We start from the raw sequence: 26307 nt of genomic DNA on the forward strand, positions 1-26307 counted from the left end.
CAGCTCCTACAAAACCGCAGCCAGGCACGATCCTGTAGGAGCTGCCGAAGGCTGCGATCTTTTCAAGCTCACCACCATCACTTAGTCAAACGTGATCCCCTGAGCCAACGGCAACTCCAGCGAATAGTTCACGGTATTGGTCTGTCGACGCATATAACCGCGCCATGCATCCGAGCCCGACTCGCGTCCGCCGCCGGTCTCTTTCTCGCCACCAAATGCGCCACCGATTTCCGCGCCGCTCGGGCCGATGTTGACGTTGGCAATGCCACAGTCGCTGCCGACCGCCGACATGAATTGCTCGGCTTCGCGCACATCGGTGGTGAAGATGCATGAAGACAGGCCTTGAGGCACTGCATTGTTCAGGCGCAAGGCTTCCTCGAAATCCTTGTAACCGACCACGTAGAGAATCGGTGCGAAGGTTTCACTGCACACCACATCGCTCTGCTCCGGCATCTCGACGATCGCAGGCTGAACGTAGTAGGCGTTCGGGTATTGGTCTTCCAGCTGGCGCTTGCCACCGAATACCCGGCCACCTTCGCTCAAAGCCTGCTCCAGCGCGTCCTGCATATTCTCGAAGCTGTGCTTGTCGATCAGCGGGCCAATCAGATTGCCTTCCAGCGGGTTGCCGATGCGCACTTTTGAGTAAGCGGCTTTGAGGCGGGTCACGATCTCTTCTTTGACCGATTCATGGGCAATAAGGCGGCGCAAGGTGGTGCAGCGCTGGCCGGCGGTGCCGACAGCACTGAACAGGATCGCGCGTACGGCCATGTCCAGGTCGGCACTTGGGCCGAGGATCATCGCATTGTTGCCGCCCAGCTCAAGGATGCTGCGGGCAAAACGCGCAGCGATTTTCGGGGCCACTTCGCGGCCCATGCGGGTGCTGCCGGTGGCGCTGACCAACGCCACGCGCGGGTCATCCACCAAGGCTTCACCGGCATCGCGACCGCCAATGATGACCTGGCTCAAATGCGGCGGTGCGTCGCTGAAGTTTTTCAGCACCCGATCAAACAGCGCCTGGCATGCCAGGGCAGTCAGCGGAGTTTTCTCGGACGGCTTCCAGATCACCGGGTTACCGCACACCAGTGCCAGGGTGGTGTTCCAGGCCCAGACGGCAACCGGGAAGTTGAACGCGCTGATCACCCCGACCACGCCCAGCGGATGCCAGGTCTCACGCATGTGGTGGCCCGGGCGCTCGGAGGCGATGGTCAAACCGTACAGCTGGCGGGACAAACCGACGGCGAAGTCGCAAATATCGATCATTTCCTGAACTTCACCCAGGCCTTCCTGGGTGATCTTGCCCGCTTCCCACGACACCAGCTCGCCGAGGTCGGCCTTGTATTCGCGAAGGATGTCGCCCAGTTGGCGCACCAGTTCGCCCCGGCGCGGTGCCGGCACCTTGCGCCACAATTCGAACGCATGATCTGCACGACTGATGTGCTGCTCGACTTCAGCAGCCCCTTCCCAGTTGACGGCAGCAATCTGGCTGCCATCGATCGGTGAATGCACCGGCACTTTGCCGTTCTGGTACAGGGCCGGGTTTACACCAAGACGATCAAGCAATGCGGCAACCATGGGTCACTCCTCAAACAAAAGACAGAACGTGTGCAGCCGCACGATCACGGCTGATCAGGCCTGTAGTTTTAGCTTTCCGGAGGTTACTCAACAAACGACCTTTAAGAGAGATATCATTCCGTTTATTCATGCTGTGCATTGCTGGCAATAAAGAGACAAGAAGAAAGGATCGCCCATGCTGAACAAACGCTACCTGCCATCGATCACCGCGCTGCAGTGTTTCGAGGCTGTCACCCGGCATTTGAGCTTCACCCGGGCCGCCGAAGAGCTGAACCTGACCCAAAGCGCCGTCAGCAAACAGGTGGCGCAACTCGAAGAGTTACTGCAACACCTGCTGTTTCGCCGGGTGCGTCGCCGCCTGCAGATGACTCCGGCAGGCGATTTGTACCTGGTGGAGGTACGAAAAATCCTCACCCAGGTCGAGATGTCGACCCATTACCTGCGTTCCTACGGTGGAGAGACCGAAGTCCTGCGGGTCTCGACGCCGCCGACCTTTGGCGCGCGCTGGCTGGTGCCGCGCCTGAAAGGCTGGCGCCTGCGCCATCCCTCGATCCATCTGGACCTGTGCAGCGAACAGGAAGCCGATGATTTGCTGCAAGGCCGCAGCGACCTGGCGTTCTACTTTGGCCAAGGGTCACGCCCAGGCACCGAATGCCTGAAGCTGTTCAGCGAGGAGCTGGTTCCGGTGTGTGCCCCGGGCAGCCTGCCGGCCACGCCTTTCACCGACCCAACCCAGCTCGCCGACCTGGTCCTGCTGCAAAACGCCTCCCGGCCACAAGCCTGGCACGACTGGTTCGACAGTCAGGGCTATCACACCGAACACAGCTACCACGGGCCGCGCTTCGAAACCTTCTACATGTGCATCCGCGCCGCCCAGGTAGGCTGTGGCGTGGCGTTGTTGCCCAGGTTTCTGGTGGAAGAGGAATTGGCCGACGGCAAACTGGTCATACCCTGGCAGCATGCGATGCCCAGCACTGATTCTTACTACCTGGCATACCCGGAACATTCGGCGGACGTGCCGAAGGTGCGCGATTTCGTGAAGTGGATGCTGGAGCAGATTGATAGCCCGGATATGCCGCAAAACTGAGGCATCACAGCGCCTCCTGTGGGAGCGAGCCTGCTCGCGATAGCGTCGACACATCCGACATTCAGGTGACTGACACACCGCTATCGCGAGCAGGCTCGCTCCCACGAGATCTCCAGCGTCTAAAAAATCGCTGGCAATAACTGCCGTTGATATGCGCCACTAGCCCCATTCATTGAATCAGCTGCAATGTCGCCGCCACAGGCCGCGGCCAGCCTGGAGAACCCCGTTATGAGCGACAGCGTATTTGCCGATCGCATCGTGCAGAACCTGCTCGACACCGACTTCTACAAACTGACGATGATGCAGGCGGTGCTGCACAATTACCCGAATGTGGAAGTGGAATGGGAGTTTCGTTGCCGTAACAGCGAGGATCTGCGCCCGTATCTGGCCGAGATTCGCTTCCAGATCGAGCGCCTCGCCGAGCTGAGCCTGACCGCCGATCAACTGGGTTTCATGGAGCGCATCAGCTTCATGAAACCGGATTTCCTGCGCTTCCTCGGATTGTTTCGTTTCAACCTGCGCTACGTGCACACCGGGATCGAGAACGGCGAGCTGTTCATCCGTCTGCGCGGGCCGTGGCTGCATGTGATTTTGTTCGAAGTACCGCTGCTGTCCATCGTCAGCGAAGTGCGCAACCGCTATCGGTACCGGGAAGTCGTCCTGGAACAGGCGCGCGAGCAGCTTTATCGCAAATTCGACTGGCTGACGGCCAATGCTGGCGCCGATGAGTTATCCGAGCTGCAGGTCGCCGATTTCGGCACCCGGCGCAGGTTTTCCTACCGGGTGCAGGAAGAAGTGGTGAACGTGCTCAAGCACGACTTTCCCGGGCGTTTTGTCGGCACCAGTAACGTCCACCTGTCCCGGGAGCTGGACATGAAGCCCTTGGGCACCATGGCCCACGAATGGATCATGGCGCACCAGCAACTCGGACCGCGCCTGATCGACAGCCAGATTGCCGCGTTGGATTGCTGGGTCCGCGAGTATCGGGGCCTGCTCGGCATCGCACTGACTGACTGCATTACCACCGATGCCTTCCTGGGCGATTTCGACCTGTACTTCGCCAAGCTTTTCGATGGCCTGCGCCACGATTAGTTATCCCCATCTCAACTCCTAAAAATCCATGTAAAAGCCCTCCCTTCTTTTTAAGAAGAAAGATCCCTCCCAAAATTCGCTCAAAAAAATTCAGCAAAATCCCAACTGCCGTCTAGAGTTACCCCTGCCAAGTACAAAAACTCTAAGAGTGCGTGTCGGGGTCTCATGAGAATCTTCTTTGAGTCATCTCATCGCGAATACAGAACGATCGTCGGTAATGCGACAGGGCTGTTAGCTGTGTTGCCTGTGGTGATCACAGATCATGGTTTACTCGATCAGTTCGTCCGCTACATTTATCTCAACCGGCGCAAGAGCCGTTCATGGCAAGATGCTGCCGTGCTTTCGATTCAATTGCTGCTCGATTTTATGGTGGCGAACCAAGGCTTCTTCGAAAAGCCGCAAGAGCTGTTCACAGAGTTTTCGAATGCTCTTTTTACTGGGACGGTCGAAGGTCGTCGTGATCCATCAGGACTTTACTGGCAGGCAAGACAACCAGTCGATGCCCAGAAAATAATCCGCCACATCACCAAATTTACGGACTGGCTCGCAAAGGCTAATGAAAAATCTGATCTTCAGCTCAACCCTTGGCGAGAGGCGACGCGGCATGAGCAGCGGCTAAATTGGGCTGCTTATTCGCATCGCAGAGACAACGCCTTTCTCTCTCACCTGTTCCGTGAAGATCCTCAAACCGATCAGTCCAGAGAGGTTCGGGTTCTAGGCTTACCAACGGAAGATCAGACTCCGCCTAAAACCTTTCCTGAAGAAAAATTGAGCTTGTTACTCAATGACGGTTTTCGCAGAAAGTCCAGGGATGGGCGCGGGCCGATAAATCTTCGCAATGTCCTCATAACATGGCTAATGGATTACGGAAGTTTGCGTCTCTCTGAAGCACTTTCGCTGTGGAGTGACGACGTTACACTTGAGAACGGTGAAGTCATCGTCCGTGTCTATCACCCGGAAAACGGTCTAGCCCCTGACGAAAAGTCCAATCGAGCGGTTTACCTGCAAAATCGCTTTGGATTGCTACCTCGCAACCGTCTGGTCAAAGCAACTGACCCACTTTTTCTCGGATGGAAAAACCCGCTCATCACCGACAAAGTTCGTAACTGCTTCGAGGTCTATTTCTTTCCGAGTGAAGCTGGGTTGATGTTTGCTCAACTCTGGCGCGACTATCACTTGAAACAGCGAGTTAAACCGAAACCAGGCACCGAGCATCCATACGCGTTCACTAACCAATATGGCCAGCCCTACTCGCATCGAATGTTTCGCAAAGCACATGAGCTTGCGGTCAACCGGATTGGTCTGGCGTATGGAAAAATTCTTGGTACTACTCCGCACGGTCACCGACATGCATATGGGCAGCGCATGGAAGCGGCCGGAGCTTCAAAAATCCAAATCAAAAATGGCATGCACCACAAGTCCCTTTCGTCGAGCGACGTATACACGCAACCGACATCCACTGACATCCGCAATCGCATGACCGAACTAGAAACGCGGCTTGATGAAAAGCACAGGGTCGTCCAGATTCTTGAATCTCGGCAGTGAGTGAGAGTAATGGTTAGGAAGAACACAACGCTTTACACCTACCCTGAGGCCAAGGTAGCTGTCCTGGCACTTGGCATCGAAGACAGTAGAGACTACAGAGTTCGTCGTCGGCAAGACCCGAGACTACCTTACGCTCCCTTTAAGTACTACGCAGGCATCGGCTGGGCGAACTGGTTCGAATTTCTCGGAAAGAAAAAGCCTGATCTATATTCAACATACGTCGAAGCTCAGACAGCTGTCCTCGCACTTGGAATCAAGGACTCCCCTGATTACAAAATTCGCCATGGGGAAGACCCTAGGCTGCCTGCAATGCCCTCTACGTTCTATGCTGGTGCCGGTTGGACTGACTGGTTCGATTTTCTGGGGAAGAAAAAGCCCGATCTATATTCAACCTATGTCGATGCGCGGGCGGCGGCTCAGGAATTGGGCATTAAAACCCAGTCTGAGTATTACTCTCGCTATCGGGAAGACCCGAGATTACCTTCCGCGCCCTTAGAGCGCTACGCCGAGGTCGGATGGACGAACTGGTTCGATTTTCTGGGAAAGAAAAAGCCTGATCCATATGCAACATATATCGACGCGCGGGCGGCGGCTCAGGAATTGGGCATTAAAACCCAGTCTGAGTACACCTCTCGCTATCGGGAAGACCCGAGACTGCCTTTCGCTCCCTTTCAATGCTACGCCGATGTCGGCTGGACGAACTGGTTCGATTTTCTGGGAAAGAACAAGCCTGATCCATATGCAACCGATGGTGATGCGCGAACGGCGGCGCAGGAATTGGGCATTAAACATCAAACTGAGTACACCTCTCGCTATCGGGAAGACCCGAGACTGCCTTTCGCTCCCTTTCAATGCTACGCCGATGTCGGCTGGACGAGCTGGTTAGATTTCTTGGGGAGTAATACACCCAACCTCTACCCGACCTACGCAGAAGCTCAGGCAGCTGTCCTGGCACTTGGCATCAGTGACTCCCCTGACTACAAAATTCGCCGCCGACAAGACCCGAGATTGCCTGGCGCTCCCTTCAAATACTACGCAGGCGTCGGTTGGACGGACTGGTTCGAGTTTCTAGGGAAGACAAAGCCCGATCCATATTCAACCTATGTTGAAGCGCAGGCGGCGGCTAAGCAGTTGGGTATCAAACATCAAATTGACTACATAAATCGCCATCGACAAGACCCGAGACTGCCTTCCGCCCCTTTACTATGCTACGCCGGTATCGGCTGGACGAGCTGGTTCGAGTTTTTAGGGGGGAGTACCTACCCGACCTACGACGAAGCAAAGGCAGCTGTCCTGGCACTTTGCATCAAAGACGGTAGAGACTACAAAACTCGCCGTCGGCAAGACCCGAAGTTGCCTGCTGTACCCTATCAGTTCTATGCAAATAAAGGCTGGAAGGGTTGGTATGACTTCCTAGGAAACAAATCTTTTTATACCTTCGACGAGGCTCAGGCGGCAGCCCAACGGCTTGGCATTAAATCCGGCAACGACTATTTTGCTCGTTATCGAGAAGATCCGAAGCTGCCCTCCGACCCCAAAAAAATCTATGCCCATTCAGGTTGGACTGGCTGGTGCCAGTTCCTTGATAAAGAAAATCACACCTACACGTACACCGAGGCGCAGGAGGTGTGTCAGGCGCTGGGTATAAAGAGCAGTGTTGATTACACCGCTCGCTATCGAGAAGATCCGAAATTACCTGGAGGCCCTCACCATTCCTACGCTAAATCAGGCTGGACAGGGTGGTACGAGTTCCTTGGTAAGGAAAAGTCACCTTGGCACACTTATGATGAGGCGCAGCTCGTATGCCAGGATCTGGGGTTCAAGACTGCCAAGGAATATAGCGCTGGCTATCGCGAAGACCCAAGACTACATTCAAACCCTGAAAAGTTATATGCCGATCTTGGCTGGACGGACTGGTATACATTCTTGGGCATTGATAAGCCTGTAGACTGCTCATCAGACTACCCGAATATCTTAGCCGATGTTGAGCGGTGGCTGAAGTCACAAACGGCAATCCCAAACAAAAGAACGGCCATCAAAATCTTCTTGAATGGCTATGTTAACCCTCTGAAGTTACCCGACAACTCTAAATTTTTTTTACTGCGAACCAATCCATTTAGCACCACAGTCTACACCCAACTGATCGAAAGCCAGGCCCCTTCCAGTAAACAGACCACTCACAGCTCACTCGAGGGATTCTTTCAATGGTTGCTGGATGCAGATTGCACTGATGAGGACAATGACGAGCGCATAGTACTCCAGGAATATCGCAATCCCTTATCGACTATCCTGGCTGGGTACTCAGACAGCCTACAAAGAGATCGGCCCTCTCAGTCAACCAAGCCTCCGCTTGGTTACGAATACATCCTCCGCGCACGAAATTTTTTAGTGCCCAACAGTGAAGCCGCCTTGCTGACAAGGCCAACATTGAGTGATTTGCCCCACCTCCGGGACTTCTTCGATTCCAGCATTGATTGGAAGAATGTTGATGAGTCGAAAATTGATCGCAGCGATACGAATTGCATCTGGCGTACAGTGCAAACAAGCGAACTAACTCCCGACGGTAAGCGTCAACCGATTGAGCAGTACCAAATTTGGTCGCCTGCACGTTTTGTCGCCCTCTACACTTTGTTGCGCTTTCCGCTAAGAGGACAGCAGATTCTTTGGCTCGACAGCGGGGAGGCGGATAGCGAAATTGCAGCTCTTAACGCCGATGGTTCGATTCGCTGGGAGAAGAACACAGGCCCTATAATGCGTAGGGTAAGAAAGACACGACGCCCCCCTCAAGCAGCCGTCCAGCGCGGTATCAAAGATGCCCCTAGACTTTATGTAACTACCAACAAAACAGGCCGCAAAGCAGGCGGCTATCATGTCGATTGGATTCCGGACGATCTAATGTATTGGTTCTTGCTTCTGCGCGATTGGCAGGCCAAATACAATCCTCTTACCGACCCAACGCCATGGACAGAGATTACTCTTCCTGCGGAGACAAATGAAACAATCCTAAAAGCACGTGGAACACAATGTTTTCTTTTTCGTGCAGACGCTTCGGGCCAGCCGCTACTTACTAAATCCGTATTTATCCACCTATTACCGGCGTTACTTTACAAAATTCAACGGGACGGGGAGGATTTAGCCACAAAAAGCGATAATAAAACTTTTCGTTTTGTAAGTCCTTACACCCCTCACAGCTTGCGCGTCAGTTTGATTACTGCGTTTATTGCTGATGGGGACGCACCGATCCATGTGATCTCTAAGCTGGTCGGCCACAGTTCCCTGGTGATGACCATCTACTACACCGTGCTGAACAATGAGCAGATGCGCGTGCCCATGGGAGAGATTGAGAAACGTGCAGCACAAAAATCAGTTGAACGCTGCGCCGAGGCCATTAGACTCGGCGGGCTTGATGCGCTGAGCGGTAAGCTGATTGCTACTGATCGGAATCGTTCGCTGATCGAATCTGACGTACCTAGCACAGCTTGCGTGGTGTTCGATTGTGGCATTTGCCCAATGTCAGGAGCTGGCTGCCACATTGGAGGAGACGTTGTTGTCGAACGAAAAGCTGAGAAATATTACAGCCCCGTTGAGGCTGGTTATTTAGGCCAGAAAAATTGCCCCCGGTGCCGCTTTTTTATCACTGGCATCCCGTTTCTTGGCGGGCTAGTCGCCCTTGCGAACGAAATAGCGTTGGAAATTAATACAGAAAGCGCCCGGTACCAAGGGTACACAGCAGAGTTGGATGCTCTAGAACAGGAACACTACGACGTCTGTCGTGAAGGCAAGCCCTTCCTTCACGAGATGGAGCGTAAACGAGCGGTGTCCAACCAACAGCAAAGCGCAGGTAAGCTCGACGTATTATTAGGTGATTACGCAGCACTCAATGGCCATATCCAAAGCTGTCTGAAACTGATCAACGAGAAGGAGTCAGATTCGACGGGTGACGTCAGGCTGATCGTTCCAGGAGACATGCATGACATAGGCATCGCTTTTCAAGAATCAGATTCGAACTACCACCTGCTCGCCGAAATCTGCCAGAACGCGACAATTTACCAATCAGCCAACCCCTCGCGTGCCATCCCTCTCATTGCCCAAGCTATCGACCGGATGGCAGAAAACAACGGTTTGCCACCAGCCATGTTTAGGTTAAGCGACGAACAGAAGATAATCGTAGCTAATGAGTTGAACAGGCTTTTGCTCCAACGATTGGGGTCTTGGGAGAAGATCGACGATCTGTTTTCTGGCGATTTAATGCTGCTCGAAATTGACACTTATGAGCCAGAGCTAACTCACATTTCTTCCGAAATACGGAAACTCCTATCTAATCCCAATAGCGCTCGACCGCTACGTCATGAGGTTCCACTGTATGAGTGATCAACTGGCCTCTCCTCACGAAACCTATGAGCGATTGATAAATGAGGCTAGCGATGCGCGCCGCAAGCGCAGCCTGGAGGCATTGAATAAGGTTTGCCAGCTGCTGCATGAGCGCAGCTCTTCGGACTTCACGTATAAGAGCATAATTACCCTCGGCCAAGATCGCGGCCTGCCAGTACCCGGTGAGAAATCCATCGTCAATGCTACGGGTGCCCATTACCGAGAGTTAATTCAGTCGTGGAAACTGATCTCGGTTCCCAGCAAGGAAAGTAAAGTGTCAACCGCCAGTGACTGGATCGAGATGATTGATGATCCGGTGCTGCGTCTGAGCGTAACGTTGCTGGCCAAAGAGTTACGCACCATCAAAGCCAAGATCGCCAGGCAGGAAAAAGCCAGCGGAGCGCCGATCTATCTGGGCGCACTTGAAGGCGAAGGCCAGAGCATCCCCCTACAGTTAAAACTAAACGATGCTGAACTGGCCGCTCTTAAGGCAGCGATTGATCCACAAGTTCTTTCGCAACTAGGTTTTTCCTTCGGAAGTCGTGGTGAAGTTATCGATGCTAAGGGTAGGAAAATTTACAAGCCTGGATTTCGTGACGCCGTTGAGAAAATTCTTTCTCTGCAGGTGAAATAGCGAGATCAAGCAGGAGCTCACTGATGGCGAACGGACAACATATTGCAAAACAGAATTTCGCTGCCTTCATCGCGTGGTCGGTATCGAAAACAGACGACGACTTTCGCAAATATGTTCATAAGTGCAAGTTGAAGAGATCCGAAATAGCATCTGAATGCCGTTTTGCGCGAAGCGTCCTCATACAGAATCCTGCAATTAAAAATGCCCTGGAAACGCTTGAGCAACGCTTACGAACGGTTGGGGTATTGCCCACATCAGAACCCGTTCTCAAAGCTCGTACTCAAACTCCTACCATCCACGATAGGGAGCCCAGTAACCGTCAACATGACAGCAAGCGTCTGAGCAGGTTAGAGCAAGAAAATGCTGCGCTGCGGGCGGAGCTGAGCGAAGCGAAGCGGATGCTTGAGCGCTTCAAGCTGATGTCCGAATTCATGGCTGAAACAGGGAGGATGCCTCGATGAGCCCTCGAGTACCTCCCCTAGTCAATGCCACAATTCGAATAACCAGCATTCGTTCGATGAACCGCAAAGGGTGTATTGCCTTCGGACACCGCCTCGATCCAGAGACGGGCGACAATGATCGATGCCATTCACTTGTCGTTAGCTTGTCTGCGTCAATTGCAGAACCATCAATCATCGCAGTGGGATGCATCTACGAAGTCTACGGCACCGCGTCCACATTTGAGCGCTCTCACGATCAATTCGTTGTCTTCGAGACGCAGGTGGAAGCGCAGAGCATCCGACTTGTACGGCCGTCTGGGAGCCAGATTATTCAGTGGCTGTCTGACAATGCGCGCGGTATCAGTAACGTCAAGGCCACGAGACTTTGGGACAGCTTAGGGGATCGCCTGTATGAGGTGCTCGACAACAGTGATGATGATGCGCTCAAGGCGATAATTCCTAACCAAGACATGCGCACCGCTCTCTTTAACAAATGGTTCGAAAATGGAGATGCAAGAACTCTACGTTTCGTTCAGGAAAAGAACATTCCGCTCGATCTTGCAAGAAAAGCCATCAAATTTCACAAGGAGAATACGATACAAGCGCTGATTGATGATCCCTACCGACTGTTATCTTTTGAGGGATCTTGGACGCGGGTTGATCAAATATCTCAGGATAATTTTGGCATTGCGTTAGACGATCCGCGCAGGTTGGCTGCTGCCTTAGAAGAGGCGCTGTACGGAGTGGCCGAGAAAGGTAGTACCTGCGCGACGCTGAATGACATACAGGCCACCGTCGGAAGGCTCATTAAACCCTCGGTGGTAGTTAAAGCGACTCTGGAAAAGGCGCTGCTCCTTGGCAAGGAAACGGGCCAGTTTGTCAGCCGGGAAGCGAATAATTTTGAGCTGATGATGCACGCCCCCGGAACCTACCTGATGGAGCGCCAGTGCGCGGAGTTCATTAAAATACTATTGCGAAGTCCCGTTATTAAAAAGCAACTCTCGACCAATATCGATGCCTTGATTAACGACTTCGAATTTGAGGAGCGCCGGCATCAAAACAGTCCGGCATTTGCGTTGAACGAAGCACAACGGATGGCCGTTAAAACTTCCTGCAGCAATCGATTTTCGATCATTACGGGAGGGGCCGGCGTGGGTAAAACCACCGTTCTGAAAGCACTTTACAGAGTGCTGGATACGCTTGGTCGACCTCGTTTTCAGATGGCTTTGTCTGGCCGCGCTACGGCTCGAATGATTGAGGCGACGGAGCAGCCTGCCACTACTATTGCCGGCTTTCTGCATTCCGTCAGCGCAGTAGAAATGGGGCCAACGCCGGTCATCGTCATCGACGAAGCCTCCATGCTCGATTTACTTACCTTCCATCGTCTTGTTTGCAAACTACCAAAGGGTACGCATCTAGTTCTAGTGGGTGACCCGTATCAGCTCCCTCCCATAGGTGCAGGACTAATCCTGCATGTGCTGTGTGACCTGCCAGGCATGCCATCGACGCAACTTACGGAGGCAAAACGCCAGGCGAAGGAATCTGTTATTCCCGCTGCAGCCAAGGCTATACGTACGGGCCAATGGCCGACATTCACCCCGGATGTGAAAGCTGAACTGGTTTTTTTACCCTGTGCCGATGAAGAAATTATTCCTACAGTGATGCGTCTTTACGATGATGGCGGACAAACACAAATTCTAGGTGCAACTCGATCATGTCCATTTGCTGGTGTTAACACGATCAACAGAGCTTGCCACGCGAAATATGCATCACATGCCAAGCCTCTCCTGATCACAAATGCCAAAACCGGCGAGTTTGAGGCTACGGGCTTTTGCGAGGGAGATCTGCTTCTCTACAGCGCAAATGATTGGCAGCGGAATCTGCAAAACGGATCTCTAGGGCAGCTTATCGAGGTATTTGATGAGCCACGCAAAGTTAATGTGGGTACCGACGGTGCACCCATTATGCGTCAGGCTATTGGTGTGGCGGTCTTTGAGGGCGCTTCTCAATACATACTTGATACAGATGTTGACCTCATCAACTATGCGTACGCTATAACCGTCCACAAAGCCCAAGGCTCACAATTTCAGCGCGTTATCGTTCCGGTTCGCCGCTCACGCATCCTGGATCGAACGCTTGTATATACGGCAGTCACAAGAGCGCAGGTGCAAGTGATCTTAGTAGGCGATGATGCGGCTATCAGGGCTGCGATTAATCAGCCGCCAAAAGCATTTTCGAGAAAAGTGGGGTTGGGTGAAATGCTTATGGCATGAAGCCGAGACTTAATTTGGCGCTCTGAAGAGACTCGCGCCCGTAGCCAATGGTTACTCATTATGCAGGCTGATAAGTAAACAATTACCGACTTTGCTATCGACGAGTGCCTAACACCTAAGGAAATGAACACGGACAATATGATGTGGTAGCAAATGTCCGCAAGCCGGGCCCAAGGGCCCGAAATCACGACGTCTTTAGGTAGCTCCAGGTCTCCCACCCTGTAGGCAGCCTCATGAGTCCACGCAGCGCGACGTAGCAGATCCTGTCGACCTATTATGTACTTGGGGGCGTGAACAGCTCGAACAGTTGCACGCTACATCGTGGATTGAATAGACGAGCTCACTGGGACTAGGAATCGGGGGAAACAACGATGATTGACGCGAATCGTCTCTGGCAGCGCGAACGCAAACGGCGCTGCGCATTGTGGGATTTAGAAAAGCTACAGCCTGGATCTGATCGAGCGATTCAGTACCTGGCGATTCTTGATGAAATTGAGCGCCAAGATCGAGATGACCCCATTGGCGATGCAGTCGCCATGTCGGTTGAAGAGCTACGAGATTGTGTTCCAGAAACCGAAATCGTGGGAGTCAGCGGATCCCACTTTGTAGTGGTGCTTGACGAGCACATACCAGAGCCGTGGAAGACTCGTTTCGAAGAAGCGAGTACTGGGTCTACCCGTTTACGGCAGGGTTGCTATGCGAGAGATTGGCGTCGGTTTTTACGACTATGGACAGCCGAGATGCAGCACCTCGTAGCACATAGAGAGATGCGCTAAGCCCTGGCCTAACGAGTCTCACACAAGAATTCCTCTCTCCAATCGACCGATAAGATCCAGGACAGCTTTCGTTTCCACTCTCGTCCCCAGCATGTCGATTGGACGCTTCGATCCAAGCCCTCGAACCGGAGAACTCATCCATTTCGTTGCTGCGGCCTTATCGTTTTCGAAGAGGGAAAGTGCGTCCTCAAAGACGGCTACCAATGCAACGAGGCGGTCGCTTTCTAAGGTGTTGAACCGCCCTGCTATCGCTCTACGCGCTAACGTCGAGGGAGCTATGCAAATAGCCTTGGATATCACCCCTCTCTGCGCCTGCAGTAGGCTCGCTATCCGGTCAAGGAGTTCGAATGGCAGCCCTTCGCGAACTAGGTCATGAAGCCTGGTACCGCGTGACGGCAGCCCGAGGGTTATCCAAATGCCTTGTGGAATCTGGGGCCCTGGTTGGTATTCCTTGATCGATGACAGCACTTTCACCTCCATCTGAAAACCTACCACCAAGCCGTGCCAGGTGGCCCGAATTAGCGATATCCCCATTGCCCGCCACGTAGGATCTGTCAGACCCAGGAAGACATGGTATCGAGAGGTGGGTAGTTCATCCTAGCCTGTGAGCTTTCGTGACTTCCACGAAATGCTATGCACCGCTTCGCTCGTTTCGAAATCTACACGTGTTGCATGACAAGCGCTTCAAGCACGGATAGTGTCAACGCCATGAATGCCTCAAACCCGGCCCTCCCCGACTCGATTCCTCAGTCAATTCTGGTGAGCGCAGACTTGCTTGTAACGAAGACAGCTTACCTGGCCGGCATGGTCACGCCTGAAACTGCAGCGTGCTTGAGCAGACTGTTGATGGACTCTGACGCCCATTACTCAAGGATCATCGACGGGTACCACGCAGAGCCAGAAGTTCTGAAGAATGCACTTAACTCAGCGAACCAGCAGTCTACGCTTGAGAAGGTACCTGAGCTTCGTCGACGGATTGTAGCAGCGCTAGCTCATCACTATCACGTACTCCAAAGCCAAGTGTTTTCCGATGCTAAAGGGGCTGTCGCAAGGAAGCTCATTCACCAGCATCTGGCTCAGCTCGGATTGCATCCCCACCTGTGGTCGCTTGCTCGCGGCTTGGCCCGTAGGCACGAGGAATATCACGATTTGGCTCCGACTCATCGCACGCGAATGGGCGACCCTATTGATGGTGCCCAACCGTCAGGTAAATCCATTCTCAGCTTCATCGAATTCATGCTTGAGGTTTGCCATCGAGAAGTGGATTACATGACTGCTGCGCTGAATCGCGGCCGGCTTCGGGAGGCAGTTATGCATGTCTTCAGAACGCATTTGCGCTTAACAGGGGCAGAGATCAGACCGCAAACAGGGCCAGCATTCCTTGCGTTGCTGATCCAAGGCGCACTACCGCGTACCGAGTTCGAAACCTTTACCGGACTTCAGCCTAACGAGGCATGCGATCAGCTCAGCAAGGTGATTAATGTTGGCCTTGTGGTGAGCTCGGCATCTAATCGCCATACGCTGCAGGTAGGCCTACCGACCTGGTTTGCGCAGGATATTTTCCCGGATTTCTCTTTAGCGGAAAGCGAAGTCAAGCCGGGCTAAAAGCCCGAAGATCCGATGGTTTTTTGGCTGTGGATGCGATCGATATCTTGAATATCACGATCTTTGTCTCTTGGTTTTCTGCCGATTGATCTCCTGCTGTCGGGCTATAACGGCGATGCAGGTTTGAAAATACCGTGGCTTGACTCTTAGTCTTCAGCGACACCCGCTCGGGACATTTAGTGACATCGAAAGCTGTCTAGAGGTTGGGCAGGGGAAACTCCAAAATCGGCGTTTTGCATGAGATTGTCAGAGTGTGTCTAGCCCTGGAAATAGCCACGTAGAAAGATTTCGCAGCAGCAGTCTTCTGCTTCACGTAATGCATTGCGTCCGGGATCAAGACATGATCGAACTCCAAGCCTTTGAGGAGCAACGGAGTCGAAATCGTCCTCGCTACAGTGGCCCGACCGGTCATACTTAGTCGCTGCCTAACAGCTTCCGACGCAGCGACCAGACTCTGATATCGGCCATCCGCAAGCTCCGTCAAAGCGCGCCTGGTGTCGCCAATGAGCTCACCTCGGTACGTCCTTGTATGAGGATGGCTCCTTTCCAGCTTCAGCACATCCAAAGCGTTATCGGGGGATCCGCCAATCGAGAGTTTTGCCCATGCGGCGTAGATTTCCAGGTCAAGGACGACATCAGTGGCGACCCCTGAATCAGCCGAAACGCGAGTCACAGCATCATCCATTAGAGACCTCAAGGCGTCGGATCGAGCCTGGGGAGTAGATTCCGGCATGTCCCACACTTCGGCAAAGTCCATCAGACGCTTTGCTCCGATCTCCTCGATTGACTGGAAAGCGCCTTTGGTACTTTTCGCGAGCTGATTGCAGGTGTTCCTCCAGCAGTTGATCGCCGCAGTTGAGCCCGTCCTTGAATCAAATCCATCAAAGAACAACGACATGTCAAACGCATCATTGCTTTGGATATAGGTGACCGGCCCATCCCTGAGATCTATCGGTTGCCCGGTCATAAGCTTCTGCCGGGTAGCTGCAATCCATTTGCCCAACTCCACATTCGCCGTTGCCCAACGGTGGGGGGTTTCAAGCTCGTAGGCCTGAGTGAAATAGCTTGCGACAGATGAGCTCCAGCCGATCTTAGTTTCGACGAACTCAAAAATGCCTTGCATCGGATCGCCAAAAATCACAGTCGGGACAATGCTTGATAGCCAAGCCGCAATGGAGTGCTGATGCTGTTCACAATCCTGATACTCGTCTATCAGCACTCGGTCATAGGAGGCCTTGATAACCTCTTGGACGACCGGGCTCATCAGGATGGATACCGCGCCAAGGTACACATCGTCCCAGTTGGGTTTGTTAAGGCTCAGCGCCGGCCTTCCCGAGCGACTTGGGAATGCTTGAGCATATCGTCGGGCCCAGGATGCGATCGTATCGACCACCACGGTATCTGCGGGCACGTGCATTCGCTTTAGTCGCGCCCTGATGGCATGAACACCTGCGTGGGTGTGAGTAAGTACTAGAGTTCTTCGGCCTAGCGCTGCGACCTTGGCGATCAGCTCTGTTTTCCCATGGCCAGCCGGGGCCACTATGGCCCTGCGGCTAAGGGAGAGGATGGACTCAGGCGTTACCATATAGCCAGTTCTCGACGGTGTTGAAACATGCGCCTATCGCCGATGCAGGCGAGCCATTCATGATCTCCAACACAATAGGAGATATGGCCCGACCGCGCTCAGCAGTCTTGAACCAGCTTTTCTCGGCAGCTAAATCGCTCATGCGAAACCGAAGGTTAGCGTCGTCGCCTACCAGATCCCACTCGTCGAAGCTCTCTGTCACATCTATGGCTGGAAATCCTTTTTCAAGATGATCCATCAGCGTAGGCTCGCTTATGAAGCCAGTCACCAGTTCAAGGAGGCTCTCGATTTGAGTGTTATTGGCTGATTGGAAGACCGCTCGCTCGGTATTGAGCTCCCCACCGTATTCGATGACCCGCACGCCTTGCGCTTGGAGTTTGGTAGCAAAATGAGCATCTAGCTTTCGATCCGAATCTCTGAACAGACCGACGTGGTATCCGAGAGCCCGCAGAGCGAGTGCCAATGGTGGGCCCGCTGATCCACCGCCATCGATGATGGCAGAGCCCATCTGCTCTATAGGGACGCCACCATGCCGATCTGGGTAGTGCTCTCTAACTCCGAGCATTAACCCCAACTCCGTTGCACCCTCACAGAGTAAGATTCGCCTAGCAAACAATGCCCGTGGCGCGCCTTTCAAAACTCGGGAGATATCGCCACTGGATAAAGCATGCTTGATTTCGGAAACCGAGCCTGAAGAGCGGGAAACGATAAAAAGTGAGGGGGCGGGTAACTCTGCCAAGACGACATCCGAGTGAGTCGTCATTAGGATCTGACCTTTAGCGAGATGTGCGCTTTCTGCTTCCTTCTGCCATTTTTTCAACTGGGCCATCGCCCCAAGAACACGATGAGGCTCAAGCCCTTGCTCTATCTCATCAACCAGCACAATTGCCCCTTCGCTGATTGCTGAACGCTGCACTGCCAGAGTGGCTAAGCGCCTGGTGCCGAGCCCCGCTAACCGCAGCGGCACGGAGCCGTCGTGTAGTGCAATCGAGCCCGAGCTGAACCCGCCGCGACCCAGTTCAAGATCAGGGTTGTAACTCTCATTGATATAGGCCCCGAGTGATCGAGCCGCAGTCTCGGCGGATATCGCTGCCCGAGCCAGCTCTGGGATAGAGCCAAGATCTGCGCTTTGACGAGCTGAGCGATAGGCATTAGCCAGCATTTGAGCAGTCTCATCGTTCGCTTCTGTCATCTTCGACAGCACTGATCCTTGCGCCCAGGTCAAATGCCGTGCTTCGTCACCAGCAAGGCGAACGAGACAGAACATTGCTTTGTCTCTGTTCGATAGAATCCTAGGAACGGGATAGCGATCGCAGACCAATGACCACACTGGTTCCATGGTCGCATCGACCGACAACCTTACCGTGAGAACAGGGTCGTCTGTGTCCTCAGGCTCATCGTTGAGCTGTCCTTCGGAAGAAAGGCCACGAAGGTAAAGGCCGAAGCGCCCGTCGGAAAGCAGTGCACGCGACAACTCTCCGATCGTGACCTCAACCTCGATGTCCTCCGCTGTGTTGGCATGGTGGAAGTCGGCTTCGTTGAAGGTCATCCAACGTGGGGACAATGCTGCCTCTACGGCATCCAAAACGGTGGTCTTAGCGCTATCTCCAACGCCGATCAGGCAACAGATCGACTGCGCCATGAGGTTCCATTCGAGATGTTTAATGCCCCTGAAATTCTTGACCTTCAACTGTTCAACGCGCATCAATCACCCGAAAGAAATGGCCTAATGCAATCAAGGGTAGCTGCAGCGGAAGATAACTCAACAAATCACTGTCATTGCAAGGCCATGCCCCTTCGACAAAAAGGGCTTGCCGCTTCCACGACCCTGAAAGAAGCCCCAACACTCCCCGATCTACTGCGAGTCACTTCTCCTTGGCCAATCAAACGGGATGAGTGCATCCTCTGAAAGCTTGTGCCAACGCTTACGCGTGGCGGCGACATACCGCTGATCATCCCCGAAGAATGCGTGCTCGATCAGCAGCACCTGTAAGCTCTTCTGTGCAGCGGTCTCATTGAACAGGAAGTCCAGGTGCCGGCGCATGGCTAGGACTTCCTCGTTCTCACCAATGGTCGACTCATCTTCGCCGCGCTGGGGATAGTAGGGACGACTGATTTGGTCAAATGCCAGGAACGCAGGAACCGGCGCATCGATCTCTCCGAGGTACTTCTGGAGCGCAAAGGACAGTGCGATATGGATGGCCAAGTAGTTCTCATCTGACCCCGCATCTGGCAACCGCAATACAGCTTGGGAGTGTGCTTCGATAATCGCGACATCCGGGGGCTTGGACGAGAACTCTAACTCTGCGCCAACGCAAACACCGCCCGTTGGTAACTGGGCGAATGCCTCTGACAGGAACCGGGATACTTTGCGCTCAGCACGGGAGAGCAGTACCTGTTTGGCACCGCTATCAACAAGACCCTCCAATCCTTGGATTTGTTCTCGCAATACATTTAGGTCAGGGCCAGGCGGTGGCGTTGTCGGATTCATTTCCAAAAATTGAGACACCTTGCCAAGCAAATGGGCTTGGTATTGGGCGAGGCTATCCAGCCGCTTTACTTCGTCACTCTGCCGAATCCAAGTTTTGAGGCGCTCATCGACGTCTTTAAGTGTGAGATTGAGCCTAGCGAGCTCCAGCTGCAAAGAATCCTCATGCTCCACCAGGCGAGGTCGGACATTTTCGACCGCTACGCTCTCCGATCTAACGATATCCATGGAGTGTCGGATAGCCTCAGATATCGCGACGCCGCGCTCACTTGGGGTCTCGCATATAGGGCATGCCTGGCCCACTACCTGAAGGTGCTCAGCGATTTTAAGCTTGTCGTACTGGCGCCGGACTGCACCTTCAAAACCAATCATTTCCTGCAGGGCAGTTCGAGTTGCGCGGGACTTACGTCGAGCTTTTTCGATGTCGCTGAGCAGGCTACGCCGCTGCGCATAGAGATTGGCAAGCTCACTCTCATTAGGATTCGTAGCAGCGCTCGGCTTGAGCCGCTTGACTCGAACCAGAGCGCCCTGCAACTCACTTTCGGAGGCCTCATCTGGAGGGAGGTCGCAAAGACCACTGCGGTGCGCGTCCAGAAGCAATCGCACCGCGTGCTTCTTGTAATCGCTGCCCGCAGCCAGGCGAGTACGCAATTGCCGCTCCTCGCGCTCAAGCTTCCTGCGCAGGTCACGCAGTCGCCGCTCCTGGAGCACATTGTCTTCCGTCACAACGCCCAAGAAATAAGGCATCGTTTCGATGATGGCCGGTGCCTCATCGGCCTGATCAAGCCCGTGAAGGAGTGCCGTTTCGTTATAGATCACATCTTTCGGGACGAACATGTAGGCCGTCGCATGGCGCACCGTTGGACGCCATTTTCGGGAGGTCTTGTCATCGGAGACATCAGGTACACCGCCAATGCCGAACGCGCGCTCGATATAAGACTTACCTGCGTCGAGCGTTGTGGCGCCTTCTAACCGGTCTACAGCGTTCGGAATGGGGAGATTACGCCCGTTACTGACGAACATCCGCGTACTGGTTCCTTTTCCCACGGGCGGAATGAGCCGACCGGTGATCATCTGAGCCTCACCCAGTACCCACTTCACACCCACCGCAAGGCTGTGACGCTTCACATGAGCTGCGAGCTCACATTTGCTGGAACCAAGGCAATAGTCGATCGCCTTGATCAACGTCGACTTACCTGTGCCGGATGCCCCGGTGAAAATATTGACCTCTCCAGGCTTCAGGTCGAGGATGCGAACACGCCCGCCTTCGCCAATAAAAAAGATGTCTGAAATGTTCCAACGGCTCATAACTCCAGCCCCATCATGTCGAATACCGTCCTTGTCGAGCCTGCCAAGGCCAGCCAGCAGCCCAGGCGTTCAATGTGTTTGAAAGTTTGCTGGGTGTTTTCGCCAAGCTGTTTCGTAAGGCCTTTCGGCACGCTAGAGGCACCAGGGACTAATCGGCCTTCGGCGTTGACCACGAGGAGGTTGCTGAAGCAGGCAAATCGGATTGCTTCCGTCACAATATCCAGTGAGCCATTCACCCGACCAGCGAGCCGGATCTGAATGACCGGGCTACGATGAAGCCACTCCAGCAGGCCAGTACGGCTGTTGGTACGGTCGAACGTGGCTGCGAGATCACCAGACAACGCCAGAGGCAGGGCTGCGTAACACAAAACGATGTCCGGATCGGTGTCGCATTGGGAACGATAGGCGCCCACAAACGTGGCCAGTAGCGCGGCGCAATAAGCCGGATTGGTTTCGGCAAAAATGTCATGGGCGATGACCATGCTCTAGTCCTTGAGAAGCTTGCGATAGTCCGCGTGCCATCCAACCTGAAGGTCGATGGCCAGTACCTGAAAGGTGCCTCGAACGTAGTAGTGTCCCTGCCAACTGGGGGCGATGGGCTCAACTTGATTTGGGGCAAATTCGTGAGTCCAGCGCAGAAGCTCCAAACCCTTGGCTCGCACTTGGGAGGCGCTGAGATCCTCGCAGTCCTCGGCCATCTGAACATGCCGATCTGACCAGTGCTCGGCGAGCTTGGCGTCGTAGCCTGCGATCTTCGAGCGCATCTGCGGATTATCGACGATCCATTTTGATCGCTGCTCCTTCGCTCGCCATTGCTCGCGAACAGCCCTGGACACGTCGGATCCCTTTCCATCGACCAAGGCAATCTGGCGGTACAGCATTCCGTCAGCTTCATAGTCCTCGGGGTGGCTGACCAGATCGAACTCGGCTACAAGTTTCTCCTCCTCCAACTGCGCAATGATTGAGGAAATACAATGTTCCATCTCATTGCGCTGGATGACCCGCTCACGCTTACCGCAAAGGGTATAGATGACTTGCTGATCCCACCATGCCAGCAAACGTTCGGCTGCCTTAAGTCGTTGCTCCTTGGGAAGGATGTGCAATCTTTTAGAAACCACGCCAGGGATTTGCCCGATGGTGACGCTGTCCTGCTGAATGTGAATTCGTCGGAGCAGACTCAGTCTGACCGAAGCATCGAGAGCAAGAAACGCTTCACAGCCAGCGGCACGTGGCCCATGAGGAACTTTGTCACCAGCAGACTTTGCGCTAGCACGCTCCTCGACCACTCTGGCAGCCTCTTCAACTAGTGCCTTGAGTAGCACATCGCGATCAGCGTGCGTGTCGCACAGGGCCTGCAGTGGTGAGTTGTCCGGCACCTTCCCCACCGAAACAAGATGGAAGGTCGTATCGGCGAGTGACACCAACGGCAAGGCATCGATCCACACTCTGATTGTCTTCCACAACGCTACGGATGCCAGACTGACAGGAGGAGGGTTTTCCTGGACGGAATGCTTGAGCTGAAAGAGCAGCTTCTGCCCGTTGGCCTTGAGCTCTACATCGTCCAGTCTCTCCACGGCCACGGCGGCGTCATCAGCGGTCTGAGACAACAGCGTCAGCAATGCAAACTGGCTCTGATAGTAAAATCCCAAGGCGGCTGGCGACGCGTCATGAACCGTATTTGATTCTGTGTTATCCATAACCTGCACAAAGCCTCCTAATACAGCAAGTGATGCAAATTTGCCAACCGGGAAAAATGATACCAGAGTGCCATCCAAGAAAGTCAGGCGAGGCCATAACGTGTCACTGGGCTAGGATCTGAGTTCCTACATGCCGTCAAGCGACTACCGAGAAAAACCATGACGAGATCTTTCCGTATCCGTCGGATCTTGGGTAGTGCTTCTCCCTTTGACGCGTCCTACCTCACGATAAAAATCTGGCAAAACGGCTTTGAACGCTGTCATAAATTGTCTCAGCTGAAGTACGTTTCATTCTTGAAATCGTCTTCTTTTGACGGTACACACTGTCCGATTGTCAGTCGGAGCTAGATTGCGTGCTGACAGACCCTTTGCTCAGGCGTATTGACCCTTTGTACTCAAACCGAAATCACTCAGCCGGTGTCGAAACCGCGCGACTGTTTCAAACCTTTTGCTACGCTGCCCTCTTCCACGGAGGATTCACAATGTCCAGCACAGACCTGCTCCCTTCCTGCTCTTCAAGATCAATCAAAACCAACTCGCCCTCGAAGCCGCGATCATGGAACTCACGCTCTGGGTCGAGCAGCGCGGATCAGCAGATGTCGCCGGCAATGTACGCGGTGCTTTGGCCACAATGAGCAAGAATGAAGAGTTAATAAACATGACGTTTGCGGTGCTGATGTCGCCGGAGTGAGTAGGTTTCGAGCTTGTTAGACTAGCCGGGCCTCGTTGGCCCGAAGGGGCGCCCCCCCATCGACGGCTTAACTTAAGCGTAGCGTCAATCTTCGAAATCAGACGCAACGACTCGCTCGATGATTTCAATAGAGATCATCGGGATCTTCTAGTGGATCGTCGTCCTCGCCAGCCTCTTCTATCTCATGTTCGACCCCATCCTCCTCGTCCCGACTTGTTGAATCGAAATATTCCTCGTCCATGTTATCGAATTCGAAGTTGTCATCGATTTCCTCGTCCGTGTTAAACCGGGCTTCACCGTGCGCGGTTGCTTTGAGAACGAAGATGGGCGGAATCTTGGCTTCTTGACTGTAAAATCCGACACCTGCGGCCAGCAGCACACCGAAGCATGGGTGCCCCTGGATAAACGACAAATCGGTATTGCCAAGCCATCGCCTTCGTCCGCCCTCGTACGCCATCAGCCAATGGGTTCCATAAAGGGCTTCGGGGGACACGAGGGCTTGCAGGCTTGATACATCAATTAGGTTATCTACATAGCCACTGTGATACAGGTCAAGAGCGATGAGAGAACATACTGAACTCTCAACCCGCAAGACTTGCTCAATTAGCGATGCTTTGAGCGTGATTCCGATTTCCTTACTCAACCACAGAAGCCACGCGGTTTCACTGTGGTGATTCGCCGCTGAGGCGGATTCCAAAAGGTTGCTGCAGAAATCGGTGATTGCGATGAGGTTCAGCGGATATCCGTGATGATGGTAGGTCGCGAGGATCTGGGTAATCACCTGCAAGGTATTCGGAAAGCCGTAGCCGCACTTCAGTAAATAGGCTTCGGCAATGGGCCAGTTCGGGATCTTGATGATGGTGGATGACAGCTGTTTGAGGCCGTACTTCACCAAGCTTTCATCTTTAAATCTCGACTCCAAGGAGAACAGCATCTCAAAGTAATAATGGATGTCATCCTTTTGCTGCCTGATCATCGCGGAAATCTGGAGCTTTTTCAGACTGTATTTCCATGACTCCTGCACCAGCTCGCGCACCTCCACAATTCGTGTCTTGGACGCATTGATCTGCAGCTCAAACGAACTGACGCATTTTATGATTACCGCAAGCGCCCTCTCCGCTTCTTCCCGCCGGTTGAAGAAAAACGTGAAATCGTCGACGTACCGAAAGCCCTTCGGCCAAGCTCCGAGTTCCTCGTGGATCGCCTTATCGATGGAAACGCCGATGATTTCGGCAATGATGTGAGAGGTATCGGGGCCGATAGGAAGCCCGACAGTTTGCCCGTCCTGAGTCCCCATGCATCGACCGTCGAGGATGTTGCCGAAGTGTTGTGCGGTCTTCTTCTTATTCGTCTTCGCGACGGCTTTGGTGTGAAGAGCCCAAGGAATGGTGTGGGTGTACACCGTAGGAAAATAGCTTGAGATGTCCGTGACAAGAGCGTAGCGAGCACCTGCGGATTGCCGAACGCGCTCCTCGTAGAGGTCTGTGAACTTGGTCAGATCAATCGCCCGCAAGCTACCCCCTGACCCTGGGATGCTGCGGGATATTTCGCTCGTTTCGTAATGTTCTTGTATGCGGGGCCAGTACTCACAAATATCCCTAGCCAGTCCATAAAAATTGACCGGATTGATGATGGATGTGATACGTCTGCTGTACGACGATCTAGCAACCGAGAAGCGCTCGCCTAGTGACAGCACAGAATTTTTTTTGGCCAACTCGGCGTCCCAGGGCGCTTGGATATGACTCAAATTGGCCGCAAGCTGTTTAGTGCTGAACCCGGTAGGAAGCTGGACGGGAAAGTAGCCTTTCGCAAGCAGGTCTTGGAGTTCCATCGCGTCCCTTCTCTGGCATCGTTCGAAGAGAACATCTTACTGTGGAAAGCCAAACGTCGACATCCTACGGTGCTGCCTTGTCAGAATTACCTTTTTTTCGGCAAAGCTAAGGCGATAGGCAAGCAATCATTGGGATGCAACTGATTTGTACACAACCGCCCCTCTCACCGCCCTCGAGGTCTGCCAAGTACTGACGGACGTCGCGCTCGGCAAACGCTTCATAACGCGAAGCTCCATCCAATCATGGAATGAGATCTACCACGGCCTCATGCCCGTGGAGACTGGTGGCTGGCAGCTCACGCTTTTCAATGACTGTGACACCCTGGACTACTGCGAGTACTGCAGATCGCCTGATGGCCGAGTCGGTACACTTGACCTCTGGCAACGCGACGGAGCTGATCCTGTCGAGCTATTGAGCACCTGGGAGCGAGAACAGCTTGAGCGGCTGCTCGCTGGGCTCTGAGCATGCATGCAAAACGGCAGGCGAATGTTTGGCCACTTCAGTCATCTCGAAAGCTGCATTCAAGACTGTAGCTATGACATCATTTTCATCACAAACGGTTGCCGCCAAGGCTTGGTAGGCTTACCAGGATTTTTAACCTGCACTCCAGGTAACCTGCCAATCTGCGATGCAACCACTAATATAAACAGCCCTGCCCTCACCAACTGCTCAATGTACAAATCGAATAGCTAGTGCCTGGCTTCCGAATAGGAGTAACAACTTGTTGAACCGTCCCGACAAAGACGCGCTCCGTACAATGCTGGCATCGCAAGTTCAAGAAAAGCTGCAGCACGACCCAGACGCGGTAACGACCTATGCAGCCAAACCTGAACCAGAACGAAAGCCGTACACGAGCAAGCCCACGGTTCAGGACAAGGCTTTTCACAAAGAGCTCGAGCAGATGCGTGCAGACGCCGAAGCTGGAGTGATGCATACGCCTAAGAGCGAACCGGAGGACGGAGGCGCTCCTAGCCTCAAGCTTGATGATTATCCGGATCTGTAAACGTGCCACTGAGAATCTACAGGCGGGAACGGCTTGCCGGCTTATAGCAACGGAGTTCAAATGTGAAAAAGCCACCGATGAAAATCATCATCGAAGAATGGGATGGTGACGGTGCGATTCGAATTCCTAATGAGGCGCTGCAGGAGCTCGAGCTTGATGTCGGAGACTCGCTGTATTTGATGAGGGTGTCCTAGATTTTGTGTAAACGGGATTTTTATTAAACCGTTAACAGCCGATCTTCGAACTGGATACTGAAGCGATTCAAGGCCGCTTTCCAGTCCCGGATCGGCATCGTCCACTTCTTGCTG

General features: G+C 53.6%; 18 protein-coding genes and 3 pseudogenes. 13 read left to right on the plus strand and 8 right to left on the minus strand.

Annotated features, from left to right (window positions below):
* Positions 1-81 precede the first annotated feature (81 nt).
* Complete coding sequence (locus EQV97_RS27015; protein WP_045058934.1) at positions 82-1572, minus strand: aldehyde dehydrogenase family protein; 1491 nt, start codon at positions 1570-1572, stop codon at positions 82-84.
* Between the two features lie 175 nt (positions 1573-1747).
* On the opposite strand from EQV97_RS27015, the gene EQV97_RS27020 reads away from it, so the two are divergent.
* The 8 genes and pseudogenes from EQV97_RS27020 to EQV97_RS27055 all read left to right on the plus strand — a co-directional run bounded on the left by EQV97_RS27020 (position 1748) and on the right by EQV97_RS27055 (position 13790).
* Complete coding sequence (locus EQV97_RS27020; RefSeq protein WP_225569358.1) at positions 1748-2659, plus strand: LysR substrate-binding domain-containing protein; 912 nt, start codon at positions 1748-1750, stop codon at positions 2657-2659.
* A 228-nt stretch (positions 2660-2887) separates the two neighbouring features.
* Positions 2888-3748 (plus strand): annotated as a pseudogene (gene pncB / locus EQV97_RS27025) (nicotinate phosphoribosyltransferase); the annotation flags it as partial.
* Positions 3749-3916: 168 nt separating this feature from the next.
* Entirely contained in the window at positions 3917-5296 is a 1380-nt protein-coding gene (gene gmtY, locus EQV97_RS27030; RefSeq protein ID WP_240890414.1) for a gamma-mobile-trio recombinase GmtY, read from the plus strand.
* 9 nt (positions 5297-5305) lie between these two features.
* Positions 5306-9667 (plus strand): VPA1269 family protein, encoded by a 4362-nt coding sequence (locus EQV97_RS27035; protein ID WP_240890415.1) that lies wholly within the window; start codon positions 5306-5308, stop codon positions 9665-9667.
* Entirely contained in the window at positions 9660-10301 is a 642-nt protein-coding gene (gmtX, locus tag EQV97_RS27040; RefSeq protein ID WP_240890416.1) for a gamma-mobile-trio protein GmtX, read from the plus strand. Before EQV97_RS27035 ends, gmtX begins: the two co-directional genes overlap by 8 nt.
* 23 nt (positions 10302-10324) lie before the next feature.
* The gene (locus EQV97_RS27045) at positions 10325-10762 is read left to right on the plus strand and encodes a VPA1267 family protein (RefSeq protein ID WP_240890417.1); all 438 of its coding nucleotides are present in this window, start codon (positions 10325-10327) and stop codon (positions 10760-10762) included.
* Between the two features lie 56 nt (positions 10763-10818).
* Positions 10819-13014, plus strand: a complete 2196-nt coding sequence (locus EQV97_RS27050) for an AAA family ATPase (protein WP_240890418.1) — start codon at positions 10819-10821, stop codon at positions 13012-13014.
* A gap of 371 nt (positions 13015-13385) precedes the next feature.
* Positions 13386-13790: a hypothetical protein gene (locus EQV97_RS27055; RefSeq protein ID WP_240890419.1), complete on the plus strand. Its 405-nt coding sequence runs from the start codon at positions 13386-13388 to the stop codon at positions 13788-13790.
* Between the two features lie 18 nt (positions 13791-13808).
* On the opposite strand, the gene EQV97_RS27060 is transcribed toward EQV97_RS27055, so the two are convergent.
* Positions 13809-14324, minus strand: a complete 516-nt coding sequence (locus EQV97_RS27060) for an antitoxin Xre/MbcA/ParS toxin-binding domain-containing protein (RefSeq protein WP_346769752.1) — start codon at positions 14322-14324, stop codon at positions 13809-13811.
* A 174-nt stretch (positions 14325-14498) separates the two neighbouring features.
* Here EQV97_RS27060 and EQV97_RS27065 point away from each other — a divergent pair, with 174 nt between their 5' ends.
* Positions 14499-15395: a hypothetical protein gene (locus tag EQV97_RS27065; RefSeq protein ID WP_240890421.1), complete on the plus strand. Its 897-nt coding sequence runs from the start codon at positions 14499-14501 to the stop codon at positions 15393-15395.
* Between the two features lie 196 nt (positions 15396-15591).
* On the opposite strand, the gene EQV97_RS27070 is transcribed toward EQV97_RS27065, so the two are convergent.
* The 5 genes from EQV97_RS27070 to EQV97_RS27090 form a co-directional block, all read right to left on the minus strand.
* A complete protein-coding gene (locus tag EQV97_RS27070; RefSeq protein WP_346769753.1) occupies positions 15592-16812 on the minus strand; it encodes a UvrD-helicase domain-containing protein in 1221 nt (406 codons plus the stop codon).
* 154 nt (positions 16813-16966) lie between these two features.
* Positions 16967-18685 (minus strand): AAA family ATPase, encoded by a 1719-nt coding sequence (locus EQV97_RS27075; RefSeq protein WP_240890423.1) that lies wholly within the window; start codon positions 18683-18685, stop codon positions 16967-16969.
* A 150-nt stretch (positions 18686-18835) separates the two neighbouring features.
* The gene (locus EQV97_RS27080) at positions 18836-20776 is read right to left on the minus strand and encodes a DUF3732 domain-containing protein (protein ID WP_240890424.1); all 1941 of its coding nucleotides are present in this window, start codon (positions 20774-20776) and stop codon (positions 18836-18838) included.
* The gene (locus tag EQV97_RS27085) at positions 20773-21258 is read right to left on the minus strand and encodes a three component ABC system middle component (RefSeq protein WP_150641943.1); all 486 of its coding nucleotides are present in this window, start codon (positions 21256-21258) and stop codon (positions 20773-20775) included. Before EQV97_RS27085 ends, EQV97_RS27080 begins: the two co-directional genes overlap by 4 nt.
* A 3-nt stretch (positions 21259-21261) precedes the next feature.
* Positions 21262-22473: an ABC-three component system protein gene (locus EQV97_RS27090; RefSeq protein ID WP_240890425.1), complete on the minus strand. Its 1212-nt coding sequence runs from the start codon at positions 22471-22473 to the stop codon at positions 21262-21264.
* Between the two features lie 482 nt (positions 22474-22955).
* Between EQV97_RS27090 and EQV97_RS27095 the strand changes: the two are divergent.
* Positions 22956-23164 (plus strand): annotated as a pseudogene (locus EQV97_RS27095) (hypothetical protein).
* A 124-nt stretch (positions 23165-23288) separates the two neighbouring features.
* Here EQV97_RS27095 and EQV97_RS27100 read toward each other — a convergent pair.
* The gene (locus tag EQV97_RS27100) at positions 23289-24995 is read right to left on the minus strand and encodes an RNA-directed DNA polymerase (protein WP_150641945.1); all 1707 of its coding nucleotides are present in this window, start codon (positions 24993-24995) and stop codon (positions 23289-23291) included.
* Positions 24996-25140: 145 nt separating this feature from the next.
* Here EQV97_RS27100 and EQV97_RS27105 point away from each other — a divergent pair, with 145 nt between their 5' ends.
* From EQV97_RS27105 to EQV97_RS27115, 3 genes and pseudogenes are all read left to right on the plus strand, one after another.
* Positions 25141-25458: a hypothetical protein gene (locus tag EQV97_RS27105; RefSeq protein WP_240890426.1), complete on the plus strand. Its 318-nt coding sequence runs from the start codon at positions 25141-25143 to the stop codon at positions 25456-25458.
* A 259-nt stretch (positions 25459-25717) separates the two neighbouring features.
* Complete coding sequence (locus tag EQV97_RS27110) at positions 25718-25999, plus strand: hypothetical protein (protein WP_240890427.1); 282 nt, start codon at positions 25718-25720, stop codon at positions 25997-25999.
* A 62-nt stretch (positions 26000-26061) separates the two neighbouring features.
* Positions 26062-26181 (plus strand): annotated as a pseudogene (locus EQV97_RS27115) (AbrB/MazE/SpoVT family DNA-binding domain-containing protein); the annotation flags it as partial.
* Between the last annotated feature and the right edge of the window lie 126 nt (positions 26182-26307).

Origin of the sequence: Pseudomonas sp. TMW22090 (assembly GCF_022496665.1) — a bacterium.
In the GTDB taxonomy this organism is placed as follows: Bacteria; Pseudomonadota; Gammaproteobacteria; order Pseudomonadales; family Pseudomonadaceae; genus Aquipseudomonas; species Aquipseudomonas gregormendelii.